The organism is Paraprevotella sp. (genome assembly GCF_986071375.1).
Window position 1 is genome coordinate 1 of the sequence record NZ_CFQRNQ010000003.1, and the last position, 20,778, is coordinate 20,778.

At 50.0% G+C, this 20,778-nt stretch carries 15 protein-coding genes and 1 pseudogene; 5 read left to right on the forward strand and 11 right to left on the reverse strand.

Annotation, left to right across the window (positions count from 1 at the left end; all coding sequences use genetic code 11):
* Nucleotides 1–203: DUF3874 domain-containing protein (locus tag AC5RDV_RS02345; RefSeq protein ID WP_282747112.1), on the forward strand; the 203-nt coding region annotated here is incomplete at its 5' end.
* Between the two features lie 7 nt (nucleotides 204–210).
* Here AC5RDV_RS02345 and AC5RDV_RS02350 read toward each other — a convergent pair.
* From AC5RDV_RS02350 to ribD, 11 genes and pseudogenes are all read right to left on the reverse strand, one after another.
* Nucleotides 211–1,137 (reverse strand): hypothetical protein, encoded by a 927-nt coding sequence (locus AC5RDV_RS02350; protein ID WP_130893584.1) that lies wholly within the window; start codon nucleotides 1,135–1,137, stop codon nucleotides 211–213.
* Nucleotides 1,138–1,150: 13 nt separating this feature from the next.
* A pseudogene (locus tag AC5RDV_RS02355) lies at nucleotides 1,151–2,591 on the reverse strand (MBOAT family O-acyltransferase).
* Between the two features lie 36 nt (nucleotides 2,592–2,627).
* Complete coding sequence (murI, locus tag AC5RDV_RS02360) at nucleotides 2,628–3,473, reverse strand: glutamate racemase (protein WP_282747110.1); 846 nt, start codon at nucleotides 3,471–3,473, stop codon at nucleotides 2,628–2,630.
* Nucleotides 3,470–4,000, reverse strand: a complete 531-nt coding sequence (locus tag AC5RDV_RS02365) for an OmpH family outer membrane protein (protein WP_282747108.1) — start codon at nucleotides 3,998–4,000, stop codon at nucleotides 3,470–3,472. The genes murI and AC5RDV_RS02365 overlap by 4 nt, the downstream gene beginning before the upstream one ends.
* 176 nt (nucleotides 4,001–4,176) lie before the next feature.
* Complete coding sequence (locus AC5RDV_RS02370) at nucleotides 4,177–4,674, reverse strand: OmpH/Skp family outer membrane protein (protein WP_008626365.1); 498 nt, start codon at nucleotides 4,672–4,674, stop codon at nucleotides 4,177–4,179.
* A 56-nt stretch (nucleotides 4,675–4,730) separates the two neighbouring features.
* The gene (locus AC5RDV_RS02375; protein ID WP_282747106.1) at nucleotides 4,731–5,246 is read right to left on the reverse strand and encodes an OmpH/Skp family outer membrane protein; all 516 of its coding nucleotides are present in this window, start codon (nucleotides 5,244–5,246) and stop codon (nucleotides 4,731–4,733) included.
* A gap of 18 nt (nucleotides 5,247–5,264) precedes the next feature.
* Nucleotides 5,265–7,898 (reverse strand): BamA/OMP85 family outer membrane protein, encoded by a 2,634-nt coding sequence (locus AC5RDV_RS02380; RefSeq protein ID WP_282747105.1) that lies wholly within the window; start codon nucleotides 7,896–7,898, stop codon nucleotides 5,265–5,267.
* Between the two features lie 13 nt (nucleotides 7,899–7,911).
* Nucleotides 7,912–8,652: an isoprenyl transferase gene (locus tag AC5RDV_RS02385; RefSeq protein ID WP_008626370.1), complete on the reverse strand. Its 741-nt coding sequence runs from the start codon at nucleotides 8,650–8,652 to the stop codon at nucleotides 7,912–7,914.
* Nucleotides 8,642–9,373, reverse strand: a complete 732-nt coding sequence (gene porG / locus AC5RDV_RS02390; RefSeq protein WP_008626371.1) for a type IX secretion system protein PorG — start codon at nucleotides 9,371–9,373, stop codon at nucleotides 8,642–8,644. The genes AC5RDV_RS02385 and porG overlap by 11 nt, the downstream gene beginning before the upstream one ends.
* Nucleotides 9,374–9,409: 36 nt before the next feature.
* Nucleotides 9,410–10,783 (reverse strand): DUF6242 domain-containing protein, encoded by a 1,374-nt coding sequence (locus tag AC5RDV_RS02395; protein WP_282747104.1) that lies wholly within the window; start codon nucleotides 10,781–10,783, stop codon nucleotides 9,410–9,412.
* Between the two features lie 128 nt (nucleotides 10,784–10,911).
* A complete protein-coding gene (ribD, locus tag AC5RDV_RS02400) occupies nucleotides 10,912–11,988 on the reverse strand; it encodes a bifunctional diaminohydroxyphosphoribosylaminopyrimidine deaminase/5-amino-6-(5-phosphoribosylamino)uracil reductase RibD (RefSeq protein ID WP_118145981.1) in 1,077 nt (358 codons plus the stop codon).
* A 51-nt stretch (nucleotides 11,989–12,039) separates the two neighbouring features.
* Here ribD and prmC point away from each other — a divergent pair, with 51 nt between their 5' ends.
* From prmC to AC5RDV_RS02420, 4 genes are all read left to right on the forward strand, one after another.
* On the forward strand, nucleotides 12,040–12,894 hold the full coding sequence (prmC, locus tag AC5RDV_RS02405) for a peptide chain release factor N(5)-glutamine methyltransferase (RefSeq protein ID WP_270757297.1): 855 nt from the start codon (nucleotides 12,040–12,042) through the stop codon (nucleotides 12,892–12,894).
* Complete coding sequence (locus AC5RDV_RS02410) at nucleotides 12,882–13,364, forward strand: regulatory protein RecX (RefSeq protein WP_118145979.1); 483 nt, start codon at nucleotides 12,882–12,884, stop codon at nucleotides 13,362–13,364. The genes prmC and AC5RDV_RS02410 overlap by 13 nt, the downstream gene beginning before the upstream one ends.
* 70 nt (nucleotides 13,365–13,434) lie before the next feature.
* Nucleotides 13,435–14,061 carry a ComF family protein gene (locus AC5RDV_RS02415; RefSeq protein ID WP_118145977.1) on the forward strand — a complete coding sequence of 209 codons (627 nt, stop codon included), beginning with the start codon at nucleotides 13,435–13,437 and terminating at the stop codon, nucleotides 14,059–14,061.
* Between the two features lie 473 nt (nucleotides 14,062–14,534).
* Nucleotides 14,535–20,315, forward strand: coding sequence for an FG-GAP-like repeat-containing protein (locus tag AC5RDV_RS02420; RefSeq protein ID WP_270652267.1), 5,781 nt, complete (start codon nucleotides 14,535–14,537; stop codon nucleotides 20,313–20,315).
* Nucleotides 20,316–20,778: the final 463 nt, after the last annotated feature.

Sequence of the window (20,778 nt, forward strand, 5' to 3'; positions counted from 1 at the left end):
TGCGCCGCTACTATCGTGCGGCTCAGCCGGGCGAGAAGGTACGCCCGCTTTCGCTGCCCGAAATATTCGCACGGCTGCGGAGACTTGAACCCGGGGCGATGGCAGGCGTGACGCTGCCCAAACTGGCGCAAGCCCTAGTAGCCGCAGGGGTACAGAAGATACATACACATTATGGAAACCGATACCGCGTGGCGGAATTGTAACTTTGGCTTATACCCCCATATCCTCCCGAAGGATTTGGGAGAAATTCCGCGCCCCGACATCGGCACTCAAATGATTCCCGTCATAAAAATCATCATCTGAAAAACGCGTGTCACCTAAATAATCCAACCAACGGACATTAGGATATTCAGAAGACAGTTCGGACAATCCGTTACGGAGTCGGATCAACGCACAGGAATCCAACCTCGCATAATAATCTTCATGCACAGGCGGTGCCACTATCCACAACTTTATTCCCTTTTCCCTGCACATCTCTGCCAAACGGCATATCCGTTCCATATTGCGGCCATAGCGCACCCCGTCCTTGTCCGACTGTACCAAGCCATTGTGCCCGGCAACCACAGAAGCAATCTTCTCCCGCCAATCAGCAGCCCGTTCCGACAAATCGAAGCTGTGGTCAAGCCCCAATGAGTCGCACAGCATAGTCTGCCCGTGCAACAGATAGAACTTCGACCATTTTCTCAATGAACGGGCACCGAGGGACAACAATTCACTATGCGGCAAAAAATCATCTTCCAAATGGATATCCAAATAGATGCCATGCTCCACAATACTCCATTCATCCGTCTCCACGTCATCGTCACTCCACAACGTATGGTAACACACTCCCAATATCACGTTTTCAAGCTCCGGCATATATTCCTGATATTGCCCGAACATTTGGAGGTTAAAACGCAACCATTGACCCGAAACAGCCAGATTATAAGTCCCGGACGGGAAACAAGAAGGAGCAATCCCGCACTCTGCCACGGAACTGCCCAAGACCAAGGTCTTGATATGCCTCCCTTGTTCTTCCATCAAACTCCGTTTGAAAGCATAAGTATTCGGTACACGGCGCAGCATGCACTCCATGCCTATGGCCAAAGCCAATAAGAAAGAAGAAAAGAACAATACATTCACAATGAACCGTTTCATGACTTCTTATTATTTAAAATTGGAAATAAATGAACTCTTCCTGTTGCCCGGACAACAAGAACGTCGCAATGAAAACCACGTAATAAAGCAACCAACGTACAGCCCTGTACTTAAACCAACCACCGGCACCGATTTGCAACCCGTGCTGCTTACCCCTCTGCAACCACTCGACACATAAGAGGATGCCTATATAAATCAACGGGTCATTCCCATGGGCCGGAAGCCTGAACGTGAAATGTGTAAACATCCTGGCAATATATTCCCATGCCAGCCCTATCGTCTCGGCCCTGAATATCACCCAACCGAGAACGACAAGCAAGAATGTCATCAGCATCTGTAAGGCCTCTTTTACCGTAGGCAATATGCGCCCCTCGGCCACACCGTCCACATGTTTACGGTTCTTCCCGAAATAAAGCAAGGGGAAGAATAGCATGGCATGGTACGCCCCCCAACACACGTATGTCCAGTTAGCCCCGTGCCAGAATCCACTGACCAGAAAAATCACAGCCGTATTGCGCATGACTTTCCACCTCGCACAACGGCTTCCTCCCAAAGGTATATAAATATAATCACGAAACCATGTGGTCAAGGAGATATGCCAACGCCTCCAAAATTCGGCAATGTCACGTGAGAAATAAGGATAGCTGAAATTACGCATCAAATCCACCCCGAAAAGGCGTGCCGTACCGATAGCTATATCGGAATATCCCGAAAAGTCGCCATAAATCTGAAACGTGAAAAACAATGCACCCAAGAACAGTTGCATGCCGTCAGCGGTCTGGTAATTGGCAAAAATCTCATTCACGGCATCGGCACAATTATCTGCCACGACCATCTTCTTGAACAGCCCCCAAAGAATCTGCCGCATCCCGTCTACTGCCGCCGCATAAGAGAATACCCTGGGCTTTAAAAACTGCGGAAGGAGGTGGGTCGCCCTTTCTATCGGACCGGCCACCAACTGCGGAAAAAAACTGATAAATGCAAAAAAGGCCACCACATCGTGGGTAGGAAACATTTTACGGCGATACACGTCAATCGTATAACTCAAAGCCTGGAACGTATAGAAACTGATGCCCACCGGCAAAAGGATGTCCCGGGTCACCCAGTCTACTTCCCAACCCAACATTCGGAAAAAAGCTGCAAAGTTCTCTCCAAAAAAGTTATAATATTTAAAATATCCCAGAATAAGAAGGTTCAATAGGATATTTCCTCCACATATCCATTTCCGCCTCAACGGATACGTATCATACTTTACCAATAAAATGCCGCTGAAATAACTACAGAATGTAGTCAACGCCATTAGGAACAGAAACCGCCAGTCCCACCATCCATAGAAAACATAACTGGCCGCAACTATAAAAATATTCTTACACTTACCCCCCCCCTAAAATAAGCCAATACACTGTAAATACAAGAGGGAGGAAGAACAAAAACTCAATCGAATTAAATAACATACCAAACTCCCATATCTATCTTATCACCACTATTTTTTATTCCAACACCACGCGCTCGGCTTCCACATGTTGACGAAGGAAAATGGAAGCCGACTCCACAAATTTGTCAGGACTTTCCGTGGTCAGGAAGCGGCACGTGCCGCTTTGCGTACACAACGTTTCTATTTCCGTATGGCGTTGCAGGTAATCTTTCAGGCTGTAGGCCACGTACTCTCCCTGGGGGACGATACGCACGTTGCGAGGAGTATATTTCAGAATCTTGTTCAACAACAAGGGATAATGCGTGCACCCCAAAATAATGGTATCTATCGCAGGGTCTTTCCGGAGCAGGTTGCCGATGCGCTTTTCCACAAAATAATCGGCTCCGGGCGAATCGTATTCGTAATTTTCCACTAACGGCACCCACATGGGACAGGCTTCCCCGCTCACGGCAATGTCGGGATAAAGTTTCCGGATTTCCAACGGATAGGAACCGGAACTGATAGTACCTGATGTGGCTAAAATTCCTACGTGACGGCTATGGGTTATCTGCCCGATACATTCTGCCGTAGGACGGATGACACCCAACACACGACGCGTCTCCCCCTCCATTTTGGGGAGGTCGTTCTGCTGAATGGTTTTCAAAGCTTTGGCCGAAGCCGTGTTGCAAGCCAATATCACCAGATGGCAACCTAAGTCGAAGAGTTTCTGCACGGCTTCACGCGTAAACTCATATACGACCTCGAACGAACGAGTCCCGTAGGGTGTGCGGGCATTATCCCCCAAATAAAGATAATCATACTGCGGCATCAACTGGCGGATCTCATGCAGGATGGTCAATCCGCCGTAACCGGAGTCGAACACTCCGATAGGCCCCGGCTTTTCAGTTAAAGCAACTTTCATGGTTCGACACTAATGGGCAACTGAAGCTTTTCTTTCACATAGTTCGTCACATCGTCAGCCATTGCGGGATTGATAAAAGGACAGGTATTACCGTCCGTATTGATAATATAGGCATACCCTCTTTCCACACCTACGGCACGAATGGCTTCGTCCAACAAGTAAAGCATGTCGGCCTGCAAATCCTTTTCCGCCTGCACGAGCAACTTCTGTGACTCTTCCTTGAAACGGATACTCTTGGTCAACAGGTCTTGCAGTTCATGCTGACGTTTCAACAAGATGTTCTCCGGAAATTCTTTCTGTCCTTGAAGGAATTCCGCAAACTTCCGTTGGAATTCTTCCTCACTCCGTTGGGCTTCCTTATCATATTTAGACTTCAAGCCCGCCAACTTTTGCCGGGAAACCTCATATTCGGGCATAGCCTGAAATATGGCATTGTAACTCAGATAACCGAATTTGCCCTGCGTAGCCTGCGCCTTGACCGCGAAAGGCAACAACAAAAAAGAGAGACACAAGACTAACTTATTCATTTTTCGCATCATGAACCGTATATTATTATACCGTAACAAAGGTATTCATTTTTATGTTCATACCGATAAAAAACAGCCTTTTTTTCTCGGAAAAACACATTTGCAAATAAAAGGCTTCCCCGGCAGCAAATGCCACCGGGGAAGCCTGTATGCGAAAAGCACGAAAAATATCCCGCTTATTTCAAGCCCAACTTTTGCTTGATGTCAGCCGTCACATCCGTACTCAACGTCGTGCTGATATAAGGGATACCCGCCGAAACGTCCATGATATAAACATAGCCGCCCTCTGTCCCAATCTGCTTGATAACTCCCAACATCTTGTCGGAAATAGCCTGCATCTTCTGCTGCGAAGTCTCTTGCAAAGACTTTTGGTTGTCCTGATAGCTTTGTTGAATGCGGTTGTACAAATCCTGCAACTCAGCCTCACGACGCTGACGCACATTGTCCAACAGGTTTGCCTTCTCCTTGTCGTACTCCTCAGACTTTTTCTTCAGTTCGTCCTGCATACGTTTCAGGTCGTTCTCATACTGAGCCTGGAGCTGTTGGATTTCGGTCTGCGCCGTAGTATATTCCGGCATGAGTTGGATAATGGCACTTGAATCGAAATGGCCAAACTTCTGTGCAAAGATGCTCATCGGTACGAGCAACAATGCCATTAAAATCACTTTTTTCATCTTAATGTCTATTTTTTATATTATTATTTTTCATATAGCATGCAAATGTACGAATGTTAGTTGGAATATCCTAATTTCGCCAGTACTTCATTGCTTATATCTATCTTCGGAGAGGCAAAAATGATACCCGTATCGGACGCACGGTCCAAAATCAACGAATACCCCTTACTGTCCGAAAGGTCCTTTACGGCATTGTATATCTCATCCTGGATGGGAGCCATCAGGCTTTCACGTTTCTTGAACAACTCACCTTCCGGACCGAAATATTTCTTCTTCAACTCGGCAGCCTCCTTTTCCTTGGCTACGATTTCCTCTTCTTTCTTGGTTTTCTGTTCCGTACTCAGGAAGACGGCCTCACTTTGGTAATTCTTATATAAAACCTGTGCCTCTTCCGTCAATGCGTCCACCTCGGCCTGCCATTTTTTGGAGACTTGGTTCAACTGCTCGCTGGCACGCTCGTATGCCGGGATATTCTTCAGGATATACTCCATGTCGACCAACGCGAACTTCTGTGCCATTGATTGTGCGCCCACTATCATGAGCAAACACGACAAAGTGAATAACTTTTTCATCTTTCTTCTGTTTTTAAATTAGAATTCTTGTCCCAAAATGAAATGGAACTGGCTTCCGCCATATTGTTTGGAACCGAAGACATCATCGAAACCGTATGCCCAGTCGATTCCCAACAGACCTACCATCGGCAAGAATATACGCACACCGACTCCGGCTGAACGTTTCATGTCGAACGGATTGAAATCTTTCACGCTCGACCACGCATTACCGCCTTCGATGAAGGTCAGCGCATAGATGTTCGTTGAACCTTGCAGCATGAGCGGATAGCGCAACTCCAACGTGAAACGGTCGTAGGCATAACCCGTATATCCGCTTGGAGTCAAAGAACCGTTGTCGTAACCGCGCAAACCGATAGTTTCGGTAGCATACGTCGTAGAGTAACCGGACATTCCGTCTCCCCCGACATAATAGGTTTCAAACGGCGACTTCTTATACTTGTTATAAGCTCCCAACAACCCGAATTCCACACGGGTCATCAACACCGGGCATTTCACCGCACTGCTCAAAGCCGTGTAGGTGCGGAGTTTGAATTTCCATTTGTGATACTCGATCCATTTGTACTTCTCCTGCATCTCACGGTCGTAACTTGCGCTTTGGTAGTTGTTCGCGAGATTCTTGTAATCCTTGTTGTCAAACAAAGAATACGGGGGCGTCAATCCTACGGATAATGTAAACTCAGAACCTCGACGCGGATAAATCGGATTGTCCGTAGAATTACGGGACAATGCCAGATTCAACGCAATGTTATTGCAAGAACCATTTGCGATGAGGAAATAATTCCAATCTTTCAAAATATACCGTTGGTAAGAGAGATCGGCCGACAGTTGGAAATAATCGTCCGGCCAACGTAAACGCTTACCCCATCCCAACGACAAGCCGAACAGTTTCACGTACGAATCGGGGTCGAGGAAATTCTCATAATAGTTATACCCATTCGTACCATAACCATACAGGTAATTATAGTAACTGTTATAGTAAGAGGAGTTGTAATAGTTGTCGCTCACGTCTGTCTGTTTAGAGAAGAAAGCCGAGAACGACAAGGCATTAGGACGCTTGCCTCCGAACCACGGATTCATATAGTTGACACTGTACGACTGGTAATACTGCCCGTTCGTCTGTCCGCTGATACTAAACGTCTCGCCGTTCCCCTGTGGCAGTACCCCCCGGCGGAGCCCACCTTTTGAAAACAAATTGGCCAAACAGAAATTCGAGAACTTCAAGCCGATTTTTCCAATCACACCCGTCTGCCCGTAACCTAAAGAGAACTCTATCTGGTCGTTCGACTTCGACACCAATCCCCAATCGATGTCCACCGTACCGTCCGACTGCGAAGGAACGACCTTCGGGTCAATCTGTTCCGGGTCGAAATGCCCCATCGAAGCGATTTCACGATAGGAACGTTCCAAAGCCTCCTTGCTGAACAAGTCACCGGGTTTGGTACGCAACTCACGGCGAACCACGCTCTCGTACACACGGTCGTTACCACTGATGGCGATGTGGCGTATCGTGGCCTGCGGCCCCTCGAAGATACGGAGTTCCAAATCTATCGAGTCGCCGTCGATATTCACTTCCACCGGATCCAACCGGTAGAACACATATCCGTTATTGTAATAAAGATTACCCACGGCATCCTCGTCGGTCGACGTGCGCTCCTCCAGTTTCGTCTGGTTGTATACGTCTCCTTTCTTCATCCGCAACAAATTGTTCAATGTTGTCGTGGGATAAATCGTATTGCCGACCCATTCAATATTGCGCAGATAGTACCTTTGGCCTTCTTCCACCTTCACATACACGTCCACCGTCTTCTCATTATGAGGCACCACGCTGTCTTCCAGAATCACGGCATCCCGATATCCCAGTTCGTTATACTTCTTAATCAGGTTTTCCTTGTCTTCCTTGTACTTTTCCTCAATAAATTTCTTCGTACGGAACCAACTGCCGGGACGTCCTTTCTCGTTGGTCTTCTTGAAAACGCCCGGAACGAACATCGTTCCTTTTATCTTCTTCGTGCTCAAAGCATGATTCCCCTCGATCGTAATGGAGTGTATCTTCACCTTCTCTTTCTTGTCGATGCGGATGTCCACGATGGTCTTGTCCGGTGCGGCCACATCATCCCGCTGCAAAATCTCGATTTCGGCATTCTTGTATCCCTTTTCATCGAAATACTTTTTAATCAAGAACTTCGCACGGTCTATCATGTTCGGAGTGAGTTGGTTGTCTTTCAACAGACCGATACGGTTTTCCAAATCTTCACGCTCTCCCTTTTTCACACCGCTGTAATTGATCTGCGACACACGCGGACGCTGTGTCAGCTTGATGCAAAGGAAAATCTTGTCTTCCACCACGCTATCCGCTTCTATCGAAACATTCGAGAACAAACCGTTACGCCAGAAACGCTTGACAGCATCAGTTATTTCTTCCCCCGGAATATCGACTTTCTGGCCGACCGTAAGCCCAGACAACCCGATAAGCATATAATCGTCATAGTTCTTTGCTCCCTCCACGGAAATTCCTCCGATAGTGTAGGAACGGGGCACACGGGAATATTCTACGGTTGGCTTGATTTGTTTTTCTCCCGTTTGAGCTTGCACGGATGGAAAACCCGTACCCAATATTAATAATGTAAGGCAGATGCTCTTTACTGTTTTCATACGTCGGTGTTGCTTATTTTGTAGCCACTTGTTCACTGGTCTTGCCAAATCGGCGTTCCCGCGACTGGTAATCCGCAATCGCCTTGCGGAACTCTTTCTCATCAAAATCCGGCCAATAGGTATCACAGAAATAAAATTCCGTATAGGCACATTGCCATAACAGGTAATTGCTGATACGGTATTCACCGCCTGTACGAATCAGCAAATCCGGATCCGGCATAAAACGGGTAACCAAATGGGCTTCGATGGTCTCTTCCGTAATCCGGGACGGCGACAAAACACCTGTTTGCACCTCTTCAGCTATTTGCCGCATGGCCTGCGCCAATTCCCAACGGGAAGAATAGCTCAATGCGATGACCATCGTCATCTTCCCGTTAGCGGCCGTATGCTGCATACATTCTTCCAAACGCACACGCACGGCTTCCGGAATACGGGACATATCGCCGATTACACGGAAACGGACATTGTTTTTCATGAAAATCTCATCTTCAAGATGGTCGAGAATCAATCCCATGAGTGCCGCTATCTCGGGCACCGGACGATTCCAGTTTTCTGTGGAAAACGTATATAAAGTCAAGTACTTGACACCTAACCTGACAGCTTCCTCCGTAATCTTCTTCACGGTTTCCACCCCCTCCTGGTGCCCGGCCGTGCGCGGCAACCCTTTGGCTTTCGCCCAACGCCCGTTACCATCCATAATAATGGCCACGTGGCGAGGAACACGCGCAGCGTCTATTTCGTTGTTAAAAGACATATTTTATATTATTACAATTTACACACTTAGGGAACAGATCGTAAGTGACCGACAACATCGTAAACGAATAGCAGTCCTTGTTCTTAAAACCGCCACTCTTCACACCGTACGGATCGTGAAGTATCACCCCATCCATATTGGATACATCCAAACGGTCTGTTGTCGTAAAACGCATGCTCCATTCGAACCCGATATTCAACCGGGGCCTTACCTTAAACTTGACTCCGACTCCCACCGGGATATTGAATCCCGCATCGGCCTGTACCGGCTTGGGTGCCAATGTCAGTCCGGCTCCGATTAACATATAAGGAGTGATACGGCTGTATCCTTCGTAGCCGCGCCCGATACCGTATCCCCAGAAGTTAAATTCGAACTGGGCACCGAAATCTATCACATTGCGCTTGAAATGCGCCACGCCGGGCCTCCCCCCGTCAGCATCGCCGCTTCCAGCATTCTCGGGAAAGAAGTCTTTCCCCGTCTCACCCGATATATGCCCCAAAGCCAGGTTCCCTTTTATCGCCATACGAGGATTGAAGATGTAGCGCGCCACAACGCTTCCCATGGCTCCCAAATGAGCAAACGGCTTGCTGTTGGCATCGCCCAAATAAAAGCATCCGCCTACACCGCCGCCCAACTCCATCCGGTAAATGTCGTCCTGCGCCTTGCCCCCCCAAGGAAGCCCCAACCACAAGCAAAACAATGTTACCAGAACCTTCTTCATCCCCGTTGTATCTATATTTAAGCCTGCCCGCTTGAATCAACGGTCTTCAAACCCCAACTGGTTCAACCGTCCGCGCCAAACCTCGCTGCCTGCAACAAGCCACACATGGTATTCGGCATCCACCGCGGCGGACATCAACACATCTTTTCCTTCCAAACCACCGGGCAGGACGTATACCCCGTCGGTTTTCCAAGTCACACCATTATCCCGGCTCACATACATATTGTCGAAAGCCTTATGGGCCGTCCCGTCCAGTGACTTACCGCCCAAAGCCAACAACACATCATCGTAACGCATGAGATTCAGGGATTGCAAACGGGGACAAGTATAACGGTTGTCCGGCGCGGCATTGAAATAAGCCCAAACAGCCGTTTCCTGCCCTGCGGCCAGACTATGGCTCCACACCATGGCCGCCTCGTCTGATGGATAATCGTCCATGCTGCGGTTGCCAATCCACAACGTCCGCTCCAAGCCATTCTCTTGCGTATAAGAGACGGCTGCAAAATCCTGTACCGGCAAGAAAGCCGGCGTTTCGTCCAAAGCTTCTTCAAGCCATAACGCGCCATCCGCCGAACGCCAAACACGTCCGTCCGAAAGCGCATAAAGATGCGTCCTGTCGGCCACCAACAAACGTACGCTGCGGTCTGCCGCACATACGCTCCAATTCAGTCCGTCTTCCGAGCGCATCAACGTACCGTCCACCCCGCTCACATACAATTCATTGCCAAATACCACCAAAGTCGACACATCGGCCGCCGCACATCCCGACAAGGTCCGTTCGGTCCAACTTTTTCCGTCTGCCAGAGCTGTCGTAAACGCACGCACACCGCCATTCTCCCGGCTGAACAGCCATACGTATCCTTTCCACACCACCGTCTTTACCGCTTCCGCAGTCGACCATGCTGCCGGTTCCGCCATTTTTTCCCAGAAAAACACTTCTCCGTCTTGTTGGTGTACATTCACCTGCAAAGTATAATCGCGGCTTGCCGAATAGTCGGGCGAATATACCCGGAAAGTCAAAGGCGACGTAAAATCAATCGAGTCCGAAGTAGAATAAGCCTTCCACGCGTCCTCTCCCTCGGATACCTTCTTGTACACTACGGTTCCGGAAGATTCCACAGTGGCCAATACGGCTTTCACATCACTGTTTACAGGAAGAGAGTCTTTGTTGGCTATCGTCCCGTCTAACTGATTGACCGTCATAGGAAAGTAAGAAGCACTATAAGAAATGGTATAAGTAGTATCCCGACCGGCAGAGTTCACCGTCGTAATCTGCCTCTTCACATTCCCCAACGTAAAACTGCTAATATAACAATCAGAACTCAACACAACCTCGTCGTCGTCCTTACACGAGCATATCAATAACACGGAAAGCACGGCTAAAGACAATGACAATATGGATTTTTTCATAAATCTATCAATACAATATTATTTATCAAGGTACAAAAGTACGCACATTTTTTACTTTTACGAAACATAGAGCGTTGAATTATGCAAAATTTCGATAAATCGAAGTATTTTTGCGTTCATCCACACGATTATACAGCCGAACTGCCTCGCGACGAGAGTATATGAACCAGCAAATGGCCTTCTACCTCTATGGTCCGTATCCGTCCGTGAGGCCATGACGGAGACGGGACGCCCTCTTTTAGAAATACCGGGGACTGTTCCACCCTGATTTCATCCCAAAGTCCGGCCGAAATGAAACTTTCCAGCAGCCTATGCCCTCCTTCCACCAAAAGAGATTGGACAGACAAACGGTATAAATCATCCAGAATTTGCGGCAAAATATCCCGACTGAAATCCAAGCGTACGCAAGTCACTCCCGTCTGTTTTCCATACGGAGGAAGAACGGACAAAACATCCAGATATACAAGCGTTTCCGCCCCATCGTTAAAAAGAACAAGATGCCCGGGAAGGTCGCCTCTACGGTCTATCACCAAGCGTAAAGGAGATTTACCCGGCCACATTCGTAAATTCAGCGAAGGGTTGTCGGCCAAAGCTGTCTGCCGCCCGACCAAAATAGCCTGATGCTCCGCCCGACAACGATGTACCAACATCCGGGTGTACGGCGTGGAAAATGCGTAAGGTTTTTCTTTCTCGTAGTCCGTGCGCTGGCTATCCATAAAGCCATCGGCCGATTCAGCCCACTTCAACGTAATATAAGGACGACGGTGCGTATGGAAAGTAATGAACCTACGATTCAGTGCCAGACACTCGGCCTCCAACACACCGACCGTGACCTCAATGCCCGCCTCCTGCAATTTCCGAATGCCCCGACCCGCCACTTTGGCAAACGGATCCATACACCCGACTACGACACGGGGAATTCCCTTTTCCACAATCAAATCGGCACAAGGAGGCGTCTTTCCATAATGCGAGCAAGGCTCCAGACTTACGTATATCGTACTCTCTTTCAACAGTTCGGGATTACGCACAGAACGGACCGCGTTCACCTCGGCATGCGGTCCGCCGCAACGCACGTGGTATCCCTCGCCGATAATCTTCCCGTCGTGTACAATGACAGCCCCCACCATAGGATTCGGTGCTGCGCCATAAAACCCGTTGCGTGCCAGTTGTATGCAACGGGACATGTATTTTTCGTCTGTTGTCATATACCAATCCGATAAAAATGCCTATTTTTGTCCGACAAACCCATCACAGAGATGAACGCTTCTTTCAATTATATCTTCGACCGCCTCTGCATGTCCTACCCTGCCAGTGAGGCACGCGCCATAGCCCGCCTTGTATTGGAGACCCGTTTCGGCCTCACACCAATCGACATCTGCATGGGACGGGACCGGACTTTCTCCTTAGAAGAACGCCGGGACCTTGAAAATATTGTGAAACGCCTGTCGCAAAAAGAACCTGTACAATATGTTTTAGGACAAACGGATTTCTGCGGCCGTACTTTCTCCGTTGCCCCGGGTGTTCTTGTGCCGCGTCCCGAGACGGAAGAATTGACGGAGTGGATCATACGGGACGAAAAAGCATCCGGATTTTCATCGCCCGACATATTGGACATCGGGACGGGCAGCGGCTGCATAGCCATCACGCTGTCCCAAGAACTGCCGCAGGCACAAGTGTCCGCCATCGACATCAGCCCGCAAGCTCTTGCCATCGCCCGGAAGAATGCAGAGCGTTTAGGAGCCGCCGTGGATTTCCGGTGTCAGGACATTCTGGACTCTCCGTCCAAAGAGCAGGATTCCCCGCTTTGGGACATCATCGTCAGCAATCCCCCCTACATCTGCGAACATGAACGGGAGGACATGGAAGAGAATGTGCTGCGCTACGAACCTTCGCAAGCACTCTTTGTCCCGGATCATGACCCATTGCTTTTCTATCGGGCAATAGGGGAATATGCCGTAAAGACGTTGAAAGAGGGCGGACGGCTTTACGTGGAAATCAACAGGGCATACGGACGGGAAACCACCCGGCTGTTCCAAAGCCTCGGCTTACGAGACGTCACTTTGAAGAAAGATTTCTACGACAATGAACGAATGATACGATGCAGAAAATGAAAGAACTGACCACACAAGAAGCCTTCAACAAAGCTGCGGCCTGCTGTTCCGGCGCGGAATACTGTCTTTCCGACATCCAAAAGAAGCTAGACAAATGGGGACTCGGTGCAGCGCAACAGGAAGAAGTGCTCACACGCCTCCAAGCGGAAAAATTCATCGACGAAGCCCGGTTCTGCCGGTGTTTCGTACGGGACAAATTCAGATATAACCAATGGGGGCGCATCAAAATCATGCAAGCCCTCCGACTTAAAAACATTCCCGACACGTGTTGCCGGGAGGCGCTGGCCGAAATCGAAGAAGAGGAATACCTGTGTGTCCTCCGTAAGCTTCTGCAAAGCAAAGCCCGGAGCGTGAAGGCTGCTTCCGACTATGAGCACAACGGGAAACTCATTCGCTTCGGCCTCAGCCGCGGATTTGAAATGAATGCCATTACGCGTTGCCTGCATGTGGAAGAAGAGGATTTTACATAGTCTCTCGCCGTACCTACAAGCCCTTTTGGACTTTTTCTTCCCCCGGTATTGCCTTTGTTGCCGCAGGCGCATGTCGCAGGGTGAAGAGGTGCTCTGTGTACGATGTCAGGCCGACCTCCCACGTGTCCGGACCATCTCGTTTGAAGAAAACGACATCGCCCGCATATTTTGGGGACTGGTTCCCATCGAGAAAGGAATTTCTTTTTTCCATTACACCCCACACTCTCCTCACAGCCGCATTTTGTTCGAACTGAAATACCATAACCATCCCGAAGTCGGGAAAACCATGGGGCGCATGATGGCCGAGGAACTGAAAGCCACAAATTTTTTCAACGGGATAGACCTTATCGTACCCATTCCCTTGTCCCGGAAAAAGGAACGGCAACGGGGCTATAATCAAAGCGATTGGATAGCATGGGGCATATCCGAAGCCACCGGCATCCCCACCGATACGACAAGCGTGGTGCGTACCAAATCCAATCCGAGCCAAACCACCTTGGACCACCGGCAACGGCGTGAGAACGTCCGGGACATCTTTGCCGTCCGGCATCCTGGGAATTTGGAAGGCCGCCATATCTTGTTAGTGGACGACGTCATCACCACGGGAGCCACCATGCTGTCCTGTGCCGAGGCCATTGCCCGTGCCTGCCGCGTCCGCTTCAGCGTGCTCAGCCTCGCATGGGCAGGACATTCGTAAAAAGCAAGGAAGCCGCTCATTTCCTTAAAGAAAAACACCAAACCGTTTTCCTTATTCAGAGATAAATTGTAAATTTGCCACATCCTCACCTTGAAGCAATCTGACAAGCAGAAGCGGAGGGGTGGGATGACATATAGGAAAAGGCGTTTATCAGACGCTTTGTTCTTTTGACTCTTCAAAGTCTCGCAAACTTGAATCCCTGTCAAATGACAAAGCAACGATAGATGCCCATTGGGATATGTATTCATATAGTCCTCGTTGTATCCGTTCGTAAGCACGGATACAAAGGGATGGATTGTACACATATTCTGCGTGGGCTTCTGCGTTGCTCGTCCTTGACGGGGAGGCAATGCGAGACGCCTTGAAGAGTGGGACGAGCGACAGGTACAGCGACCCACGCTTTTTTGTATATGGCCGACGATTCCTTGATTAAATGCCGCTCCGGGGTTGCATAAGGCACAAAAAGTATAAATATGGAAAAACATTATCATGATGCCTTCTCCGGCGCACCCCCTCTCACATCCAATGGCACTCTCCATGTGCTATCCCGTGTCTTATTCCTTGTACTCTGTGGCCTTTGGGGAGTTACGGCAGCCCAAGCACAAGACGACAGCTATCGTTGGGTAGAACAAAACGGAGTGTATACCCTGACCGGCACAGCCCAAAAAGGCGAAATAGCCACCATTAAAGTCGGTTCGTTCTATGCCCCGGATGATCACGGAGATGCCACCGTATACTTTCATGCCAGTGGCATCGATACCCAAAAGGACAAGATTTCACTGTTCTATCCGATTAACCAAGATGGCACAGGCAGCGACACCCAACACGGAGGACGAATCCAGGAAGGTTGGAATAATGTGTATCTGACAGCCCAACATGTGGAAGGCACCACCGCCAATGTACAAATCAGCCATATTATCCTACCGACAAACACGACCCACCCCATCGAAGCCATGAGCAACATCTATGACATCAACGGTGACGGCAAGATGGAATTTTTAGGAACGGATTTCCGTTTCCATTCTTACCAATATCCGGGACTAATGCCTATGGAACAACACTCCATACCCGAAAACGGGAAACATGCCCGGCTGTGCAACCTGAACAACGATGCATTCCCGGACATCCGCTATTTGGAGGGCGGAATCATCGCCCTCTCCGAACAGGACGCTTCATGGCAAATTCCCGATAATGTCAGCGAGGCACCCTATCCCTGCGACTACAACAACGACGGGCGCATCGACCTGATGCACGACAACCGTAAAATATACCGCCAAGCTGCCGACGGCAGTTTCAGCCCCATCGAAATCATACCTATTTCATCAGAAGAAGACACATTGGTATATAACCGTTGGGAATCACAACCCTCCTCCTCAGGCATAGGCCTGGGCAACTTGGGCGGCGATGTGGGCGTAGCTATCGGAGGCTCCCCGTCAGCCCACGTCGCTACCTTCTCCAGTAACCGGGAATTCTATAGCATGGACTTCAACAAGGACGGACACGCAGACCTGATTGACGAATCCACCGGCACCTTATTGCTCAACCGGGGCAACAACCGTTTTCTTCTGGCACCACAAAACGGCAGGCTATACCCACGTGACTTGAACGGAGACTTTATCATGGACTACATCTGTTATGATGAAGAAACCCAGACGGTGGAAAGCATGGTGTTCCAAAAAGACGGGAGCATCAAAAGGCAAACGTTGATGAGCAACCTGGCCATGGACAAACGCATTCATTTCTATGACTTCAATGCCGACGGCTATGTGGACGTACTGTTGCCTTTCAGCCATTCGTCAGCCACGGGAGAATATTGCTACCTGGTAATGGCCATTAACGACGGAAAAGGAAATTTCACCATCAACGAAGACAATACCTTCCACCGCCAACTGTTTTTCATCGGATGCGCCGACGTAGACAACGACGGATGTTACGACATATTGGCCTTGGAAAAGAATGCGGACCGCAAAGTCTGGAATGGATGGGAATGCGACCTTTATTGGCTGAAAGGAAGCAAGGACATGCTTTTCAAAGAAATGCCGGGCGCATTGATACCCACCCAAATCGTGCAGTATGAATCTCCGGAAGAATTGAAGGGCGATGCCGAAGTTTACGCCGGCGATTTCGACAACGACGGTTTCTGCGACATCCTGGTCCATAGCATGTATTTTGAACGCACCACGGACAAGCTTCCTACTGCCTCAAACAGCTTCCTTTATTCTTTTAAGCAGGAAGCCACAGCCGCCAACCAATCCCCGGAGAAACCGGACATGCCGACCCTCGTGTCCGATGCAGCATCCGGAATGCTGCAAATCAACTGGCAACCGGGAAAGGATGACCTGACTCCAACCGCCGATCTGACCTACGCCCTGCGCATCGGTACCGCCCCGGGCAAAGGGGACATCTTTTATGCCTGCGCCGACGAACAGGGACACCGCCTGAACCTGATGCCGGGCAATATGGAGTACAACTTGGACAAGACGCTCAACGTGTCCGGCTGGCGAAAAGGAGATTATTACATCGCTGTGCAAACCATCGACGCCATGGGAAAAGGCAGCGCGTGGTCGGATGCCGCCGTCTACCGGCATGAAGTGGCGCATGCCCCGTTCTACATCGCAGACAAGGACATCACGACTGCCGACACGGCCATCATGGGTTATGACGGCCCGGCCGACCCCTCACTTCGTTATAACTGGGATTTGGACGGTGGCACCATCATCTCTTCCGAAGCTTCAGGAAGCATCCTAAAAGTCGTGTTCGACCAACCGGGACAAAAGCACATCACGCTGAGCGTGACCGACGCGGAAGGCAATACCAGCACTCCCCGCACGGAAGACCTGCATGTCAGTGCCGTCCGGTTCGACAAAAGGACGTTGTCCATGAACAACGGCTATATACAACAAATTGCCGACATCGACCTCGACGGGCAACCCGAACTGCTCGCCGAGGACGGTGTGTACCAACCCACGAAAGAACAGGATTTCGAAAAAGCACCGGGCATCTACAACACGAACCTGAACATCACCCTGAACTTTGCATGGGATTACAACCGGGACGGTTTGGTGGACTTCATCGGTGGCATGAACAGGGAAGACAGGGAGTTCAAAGACAACCTGATGCTCAACCAGGGCAACAGGCGTTTCTCCGTAACCCATGCCGTCGGCGATGCATTCGTGCCCAAAATAGGTTTTTACGTGACTTCCTATTATTGGGAATATCCCATCTATGATTTCAACAACGACGGCTTGCCCGACTACTATTGGAGGAACTCATCCGGATATACCGACCAAAACGATACCATCTATGAGAATACAGGCGACTGGCGCACGTTCGTGGCTCATCCTATCGACAACATAGGCTTTTTCCCGAGCGACAATTGGTCTGCCCATGAATTTGATGAGGATTTCGTATATACCGACATCAACGGCGACAACCTGATGGACATGGCCGGTTGGAGCAAGCAGTGGGACGAAAACAGCCGCCTTAGCAGCCACAAATTGGTGCTGTTCATTAACCAAGGCAACTTCAAGTTCCAAAGGATAGCAACCGACATCATCTTCGATTACCGCGAAACCCAAACCATTCCGACATTTGCCGACTTGAACAACGATGGTGTCAAAGACATCATCATAGATGAGGAATATAGTGATAATAACCGGTTCTATCACATTTACCTCAGCCGGAACGGACAGGTTGAGTATGAAAATCCCATAGTAGTGGAAGGCCCCGTGGGAGTAGCCAAAGACCTCATCTTCTACGATCTGGACAACAACGGATACCTTGATTTAGTCGGCACGAACTTGAACAGTTGGCTGTACAACTACGGAGGAGGAAAGTTTGAGTTGCAAACCACCGATGACGACAACAGTTCCTATATGCTATTTGGAAAAGATGCCAACGGAAAGCCCTTGTTCCTGAACAACGTCGGCGACGACATGAGCACGGCCAACAGCCGCATTTCCAATACGCCACCGCACGCTCCGCAAGGCTTGCGCGCCACGCAGGACGAAGACGGGTATCTCACCATATCCTGGAACGCTGCTGAAGACACCGAAACCCCGGCCTGCCAGATGCGTTATAACCTGAGCGTGAAAAAACAAGGGGCTTCCGGAGAAGGGGCATTCATCATTTCCCCGTTGAACGGGCTAAGCAACGAGGCCGCCCCTCTGCCCTCACCCTTGCAGGAACTGACGGGAACGCAAATCCGTATCCCCGTATCCGCACTACCGGTAGGCAAATATGAGATTCAGATCCAAAGCATAGACAGATGGTTCGCCACCTCGGATTTCACCACCCCCTTGGCGGTGGAAATCCTCCCTAAACCGTTATTGTCCTTGCCGCCACGCATCTGTCGCGACAAATCGGCCACTATACGGTATGTCGGCACGGAAGGCCGACAGATACAAGTGGACTTCGGAGCCGATGCCACCGTGCTGGACCACAGCGATGACCACACGTACGAAGTGGTGTGGAGCACAGCCGGACAAAAGACCCTTACCGTAACCGTGGACGGCATCAGCAGCGAAGTGTCCACCTATGTCAATCCACCGTTGGATGCCACATTCACCCTGCCCGGAATCACGTTGGCCCACACGAAAACCAACTTTGAAATATCGGACGACATCTTCATGGCCAACCGGAGCGTAAGTTTCACCGTCAAGTCACAAGACGACGATGACTTTTATACTCCCGGGCACTATGGCATCAGTTTTGAACGGAAGGAAAATACGAAAGAGGTACGGGCCACATTCACGCATACCGGACATTATACAGTGCGCATGACCGTGGAAGACGATGGTTGCGGAAACATCTACCAAGAACGTACCATCGATGTGCTCGAAGGAATGGAAGCCCCGCAGATCGCCTTGGTCACGGTAGACCCCACGACCGGGAAAAACCGGATCAACTGGAAGTTCAGGAACCTTCCGGATTACATTTCCACGGTCTGCATCTATAAAGAGGGCAGCCACTACAACCAATTCGACTTGATTGGCGAAGCACAACCGTCAGACGAGGGGTTCACCGACATGGCCTCCAACCCGGCCGTCACCACTTCGCGCTACCGTATCTGCCTGAACACCAGTTTCGGCATACCGACGGAAAGCGGTACGCCCCACCAAAGCGTCCACCTGACCATCAACAAAGGCATGAACGGCAGTTGGAACCTGATGTGGAATGCTTACTCCGGACGCGACATAGACCATTACCGCATCCTGAGAGGCACCTCGCCCGAAACGTTAACCGAAATAGCTACCGTTTCCGGCAGCACCCAGTCGTACACCGACCTCACAGCTCCAGAAGGCGTGGTTTACTATGCCATAGCGTATAGTGCTTATTACGAAGATGAATGGCAACCGATGAAGCGCAGTCTCGCCATGGCTTCTGCCCAATCGAACACAGCTAGCGCAGCGCAAGCCCAAAACTTGCGGTTGGCCGAAGAACTGGCCGTCACACATTTGGAAAAAGATGCCATATTGAACGAACAACAAGCCTGCCTGCACCTGTATGCCCACATCTACCCGGCGAACGCCTCGTGCAAGAACGTGAACTGGACGATTATACAGGGCGAAGAACTGGCCTATGTCACCCCACAAGGACTGTTGGTCGCCCACGGGACTCAGGCCGGGCAGATTATCGTACGCGCCACGACCATCGACGGCTCACAACTGCATCAGGACTTGACGGTGGAAAAAGCATCCTTCCCCGTTCCGGTCGAAAGCATCCGCATCTACCCCGAAGACGAACTCTATATCGACAATGCCACCGGAGTGCAACGCATAGAACTGGCGGCAAAGGTTTACCCGGAAGAGGCCACAAACCCGCAAGTCGTCTGGAACATTATCGAAGGCAGCGAATTCGCTTATATCGAAGAGGATGCTTCCGGGCACACGTACCTCCATGCCACCCAAAACGGCAAGGGCACGATTGAGGTAAAATCAGTGGCCTATCCCGGGATACGGGATACCCGTGCGTTCCACGCCGTGGGATTCCCCGGAAGCGACATCCGCTCTTCCCGCGAAAACACCATCCACATCTATCCGGCCATCGTGACCGAAAACCTTCATGCCTGCCACATGCCGGCCCACAGTGAGAAACAGATTTACGTCATCGGATTGGATGGACGGTGCAAACATGCGGAACAAACATGGGAAACGGACATCCGTATCCCATGCCACAGTTTCCCCTCGGGTGTTTACCTGTTAAAGGTTGTAACCAACGGACAAACCGTGACACGCAAGTTCATCAAGAAATGAAACCTTGCCCACTCATCTCCCTTGCCTCCCGCAGCCTCGCGCCCGGGACGGCAAGGGATTTTTGTATACCAGAAAAGCCCCGAATTTTCTGCGCCAAACGAAAAATCGTTCGGCTGAGAATGATTTTTCATTCTGCTGAGAACGATTTTGCGTGCTGCTGCAAGCGATTTTATGCCGTGTGCCACCTCCGCCACCCATACAACACCATACAATAAGATTGAACGAAAAAAGGGTTCACATCCTTCATACAAACTGTGGTTCAATCCATTACGGTGAACTTTCTTCCTCACAGCCTTCACCTGTCCTTCACGGAGATGCAAGCGTCTCCGTATGAGCGCCCAAAAGCCATAGAACGGTCTGAGCCAGACGTGAATCTATACATTGAAAAAAGTTCTCTTTCCCCCGAATAGTCTTCCCTCTTCACTATCTTTGCTATCGCGAAAATAGGATGCGGCTCGGCATA

What these genes read in the sequence shown, in the direction of transcription:
- AC5RDV_RS02365 (WP_282747108.1), bottom strand. Translation starts at nt 4,000, where the DNA reads ATGAATAAGTTAGTCTTGTGTCTCTCTTTTTTGTTGTTGCCTTTCGCG.
- ribD (WP_118145981.1), bottom strand. Translation starts at nt 11,988, where the DNA reads ATGACAACAGACGAAAAATACATGTCCCGTTGCATACAACTGGCACGC.
- AC5RDV_RS02410 (WP_118145979.1), top strand. Translation starts at nt 12,882, where the DNA reads ATGCAGAAAATGAAAGAACTGACCACACAAGAAGCCTTCAACAAAGCT.
- AC5RDV_RS02350 (WP_130893584.1), bottom strand. Translation starts at nt 1,137, where the DNA reads ATGAAACGGTTCATTGTGAATGTATTGTTCTTTTCTTCTTTCTTATTG.
- AC5RDV_RS02415 (WP_118145977.1), top strand. Translation starts at nt 13,435, where the DNA reads ATGTCGCAGGGTGAAGAGGTGCTCTGTGTACGATGTCAGGCCGACCTC.
- AC5RDV_RS02380 (WP_282747105.1), bottom strand. Translation starts at nt 7,898, where the DNA reads ATGAAAACAGTAAAGAGCATCTGCCTTACATTATTAATATTGGGTACG.
- porG (WP_008626371.1), bottom strand. Translation starts at nt 9,373, where the DNA reads ATGAAGAAGGTTCTGGTAACATTGTTTTGCTTGTGGTTGGGGCTTCCT.
- AC5RDV_RS02375 (WP_282747106.1), bottom strand. Translation starts at nt 5,246, where the DNA reads ATGAAAAAGTTATTCACTTTGTCGTGTTTGCTCATGATAGTGGGCGCA.
- AC5RDV_RS02385 (WP_008626370.1), bottom strand. Translation starts at nt 8,652, where the DNA reads ATGTCTTTTAACAACGAAATAGACGCTGCGCGTGTTCCTCGCCACGTG.
- murI (WP_282747110.1), bottom strand. Translation starts at nt 3,473, where the DNA reads ATGAAAGTTGCTTTAACTGAAAAGCCGGGGCCTATCGGAGTGTTCGAC.
- AC5RDV_RS02420 (WP_270652267.1), top strand. Translation starts at nt 14,535, where the DNA reads ATGGAAAAACATTATCATGATGCCTTCTCCGGCGCACCCCCTCTCACA.
- AC5RDV_RS02395 (WP_282747104.1), bottom strand. Translation starts at nt 10,783, where the DNA reads ATGAAAAAATCCATATTGTCATTGTCTTTAGCCGTGCTTTCCGTGTTA.
- prmC (WP_270757297.1), top strand. Translation starts at nt 12,040, where the DNA reads ATGAACGCTTCTTTCAATTATATCTTCGACCGCCTCTGCATGTCCTAC.
- AC5RDV_RS02370 (WP_008626365.1), bottom strand. Translation starts at nt 4,674, where the DNA reads ATGAAAAAAGTGATTTTAATGGCATTGTTGCTCGTACCGATGAGCATC.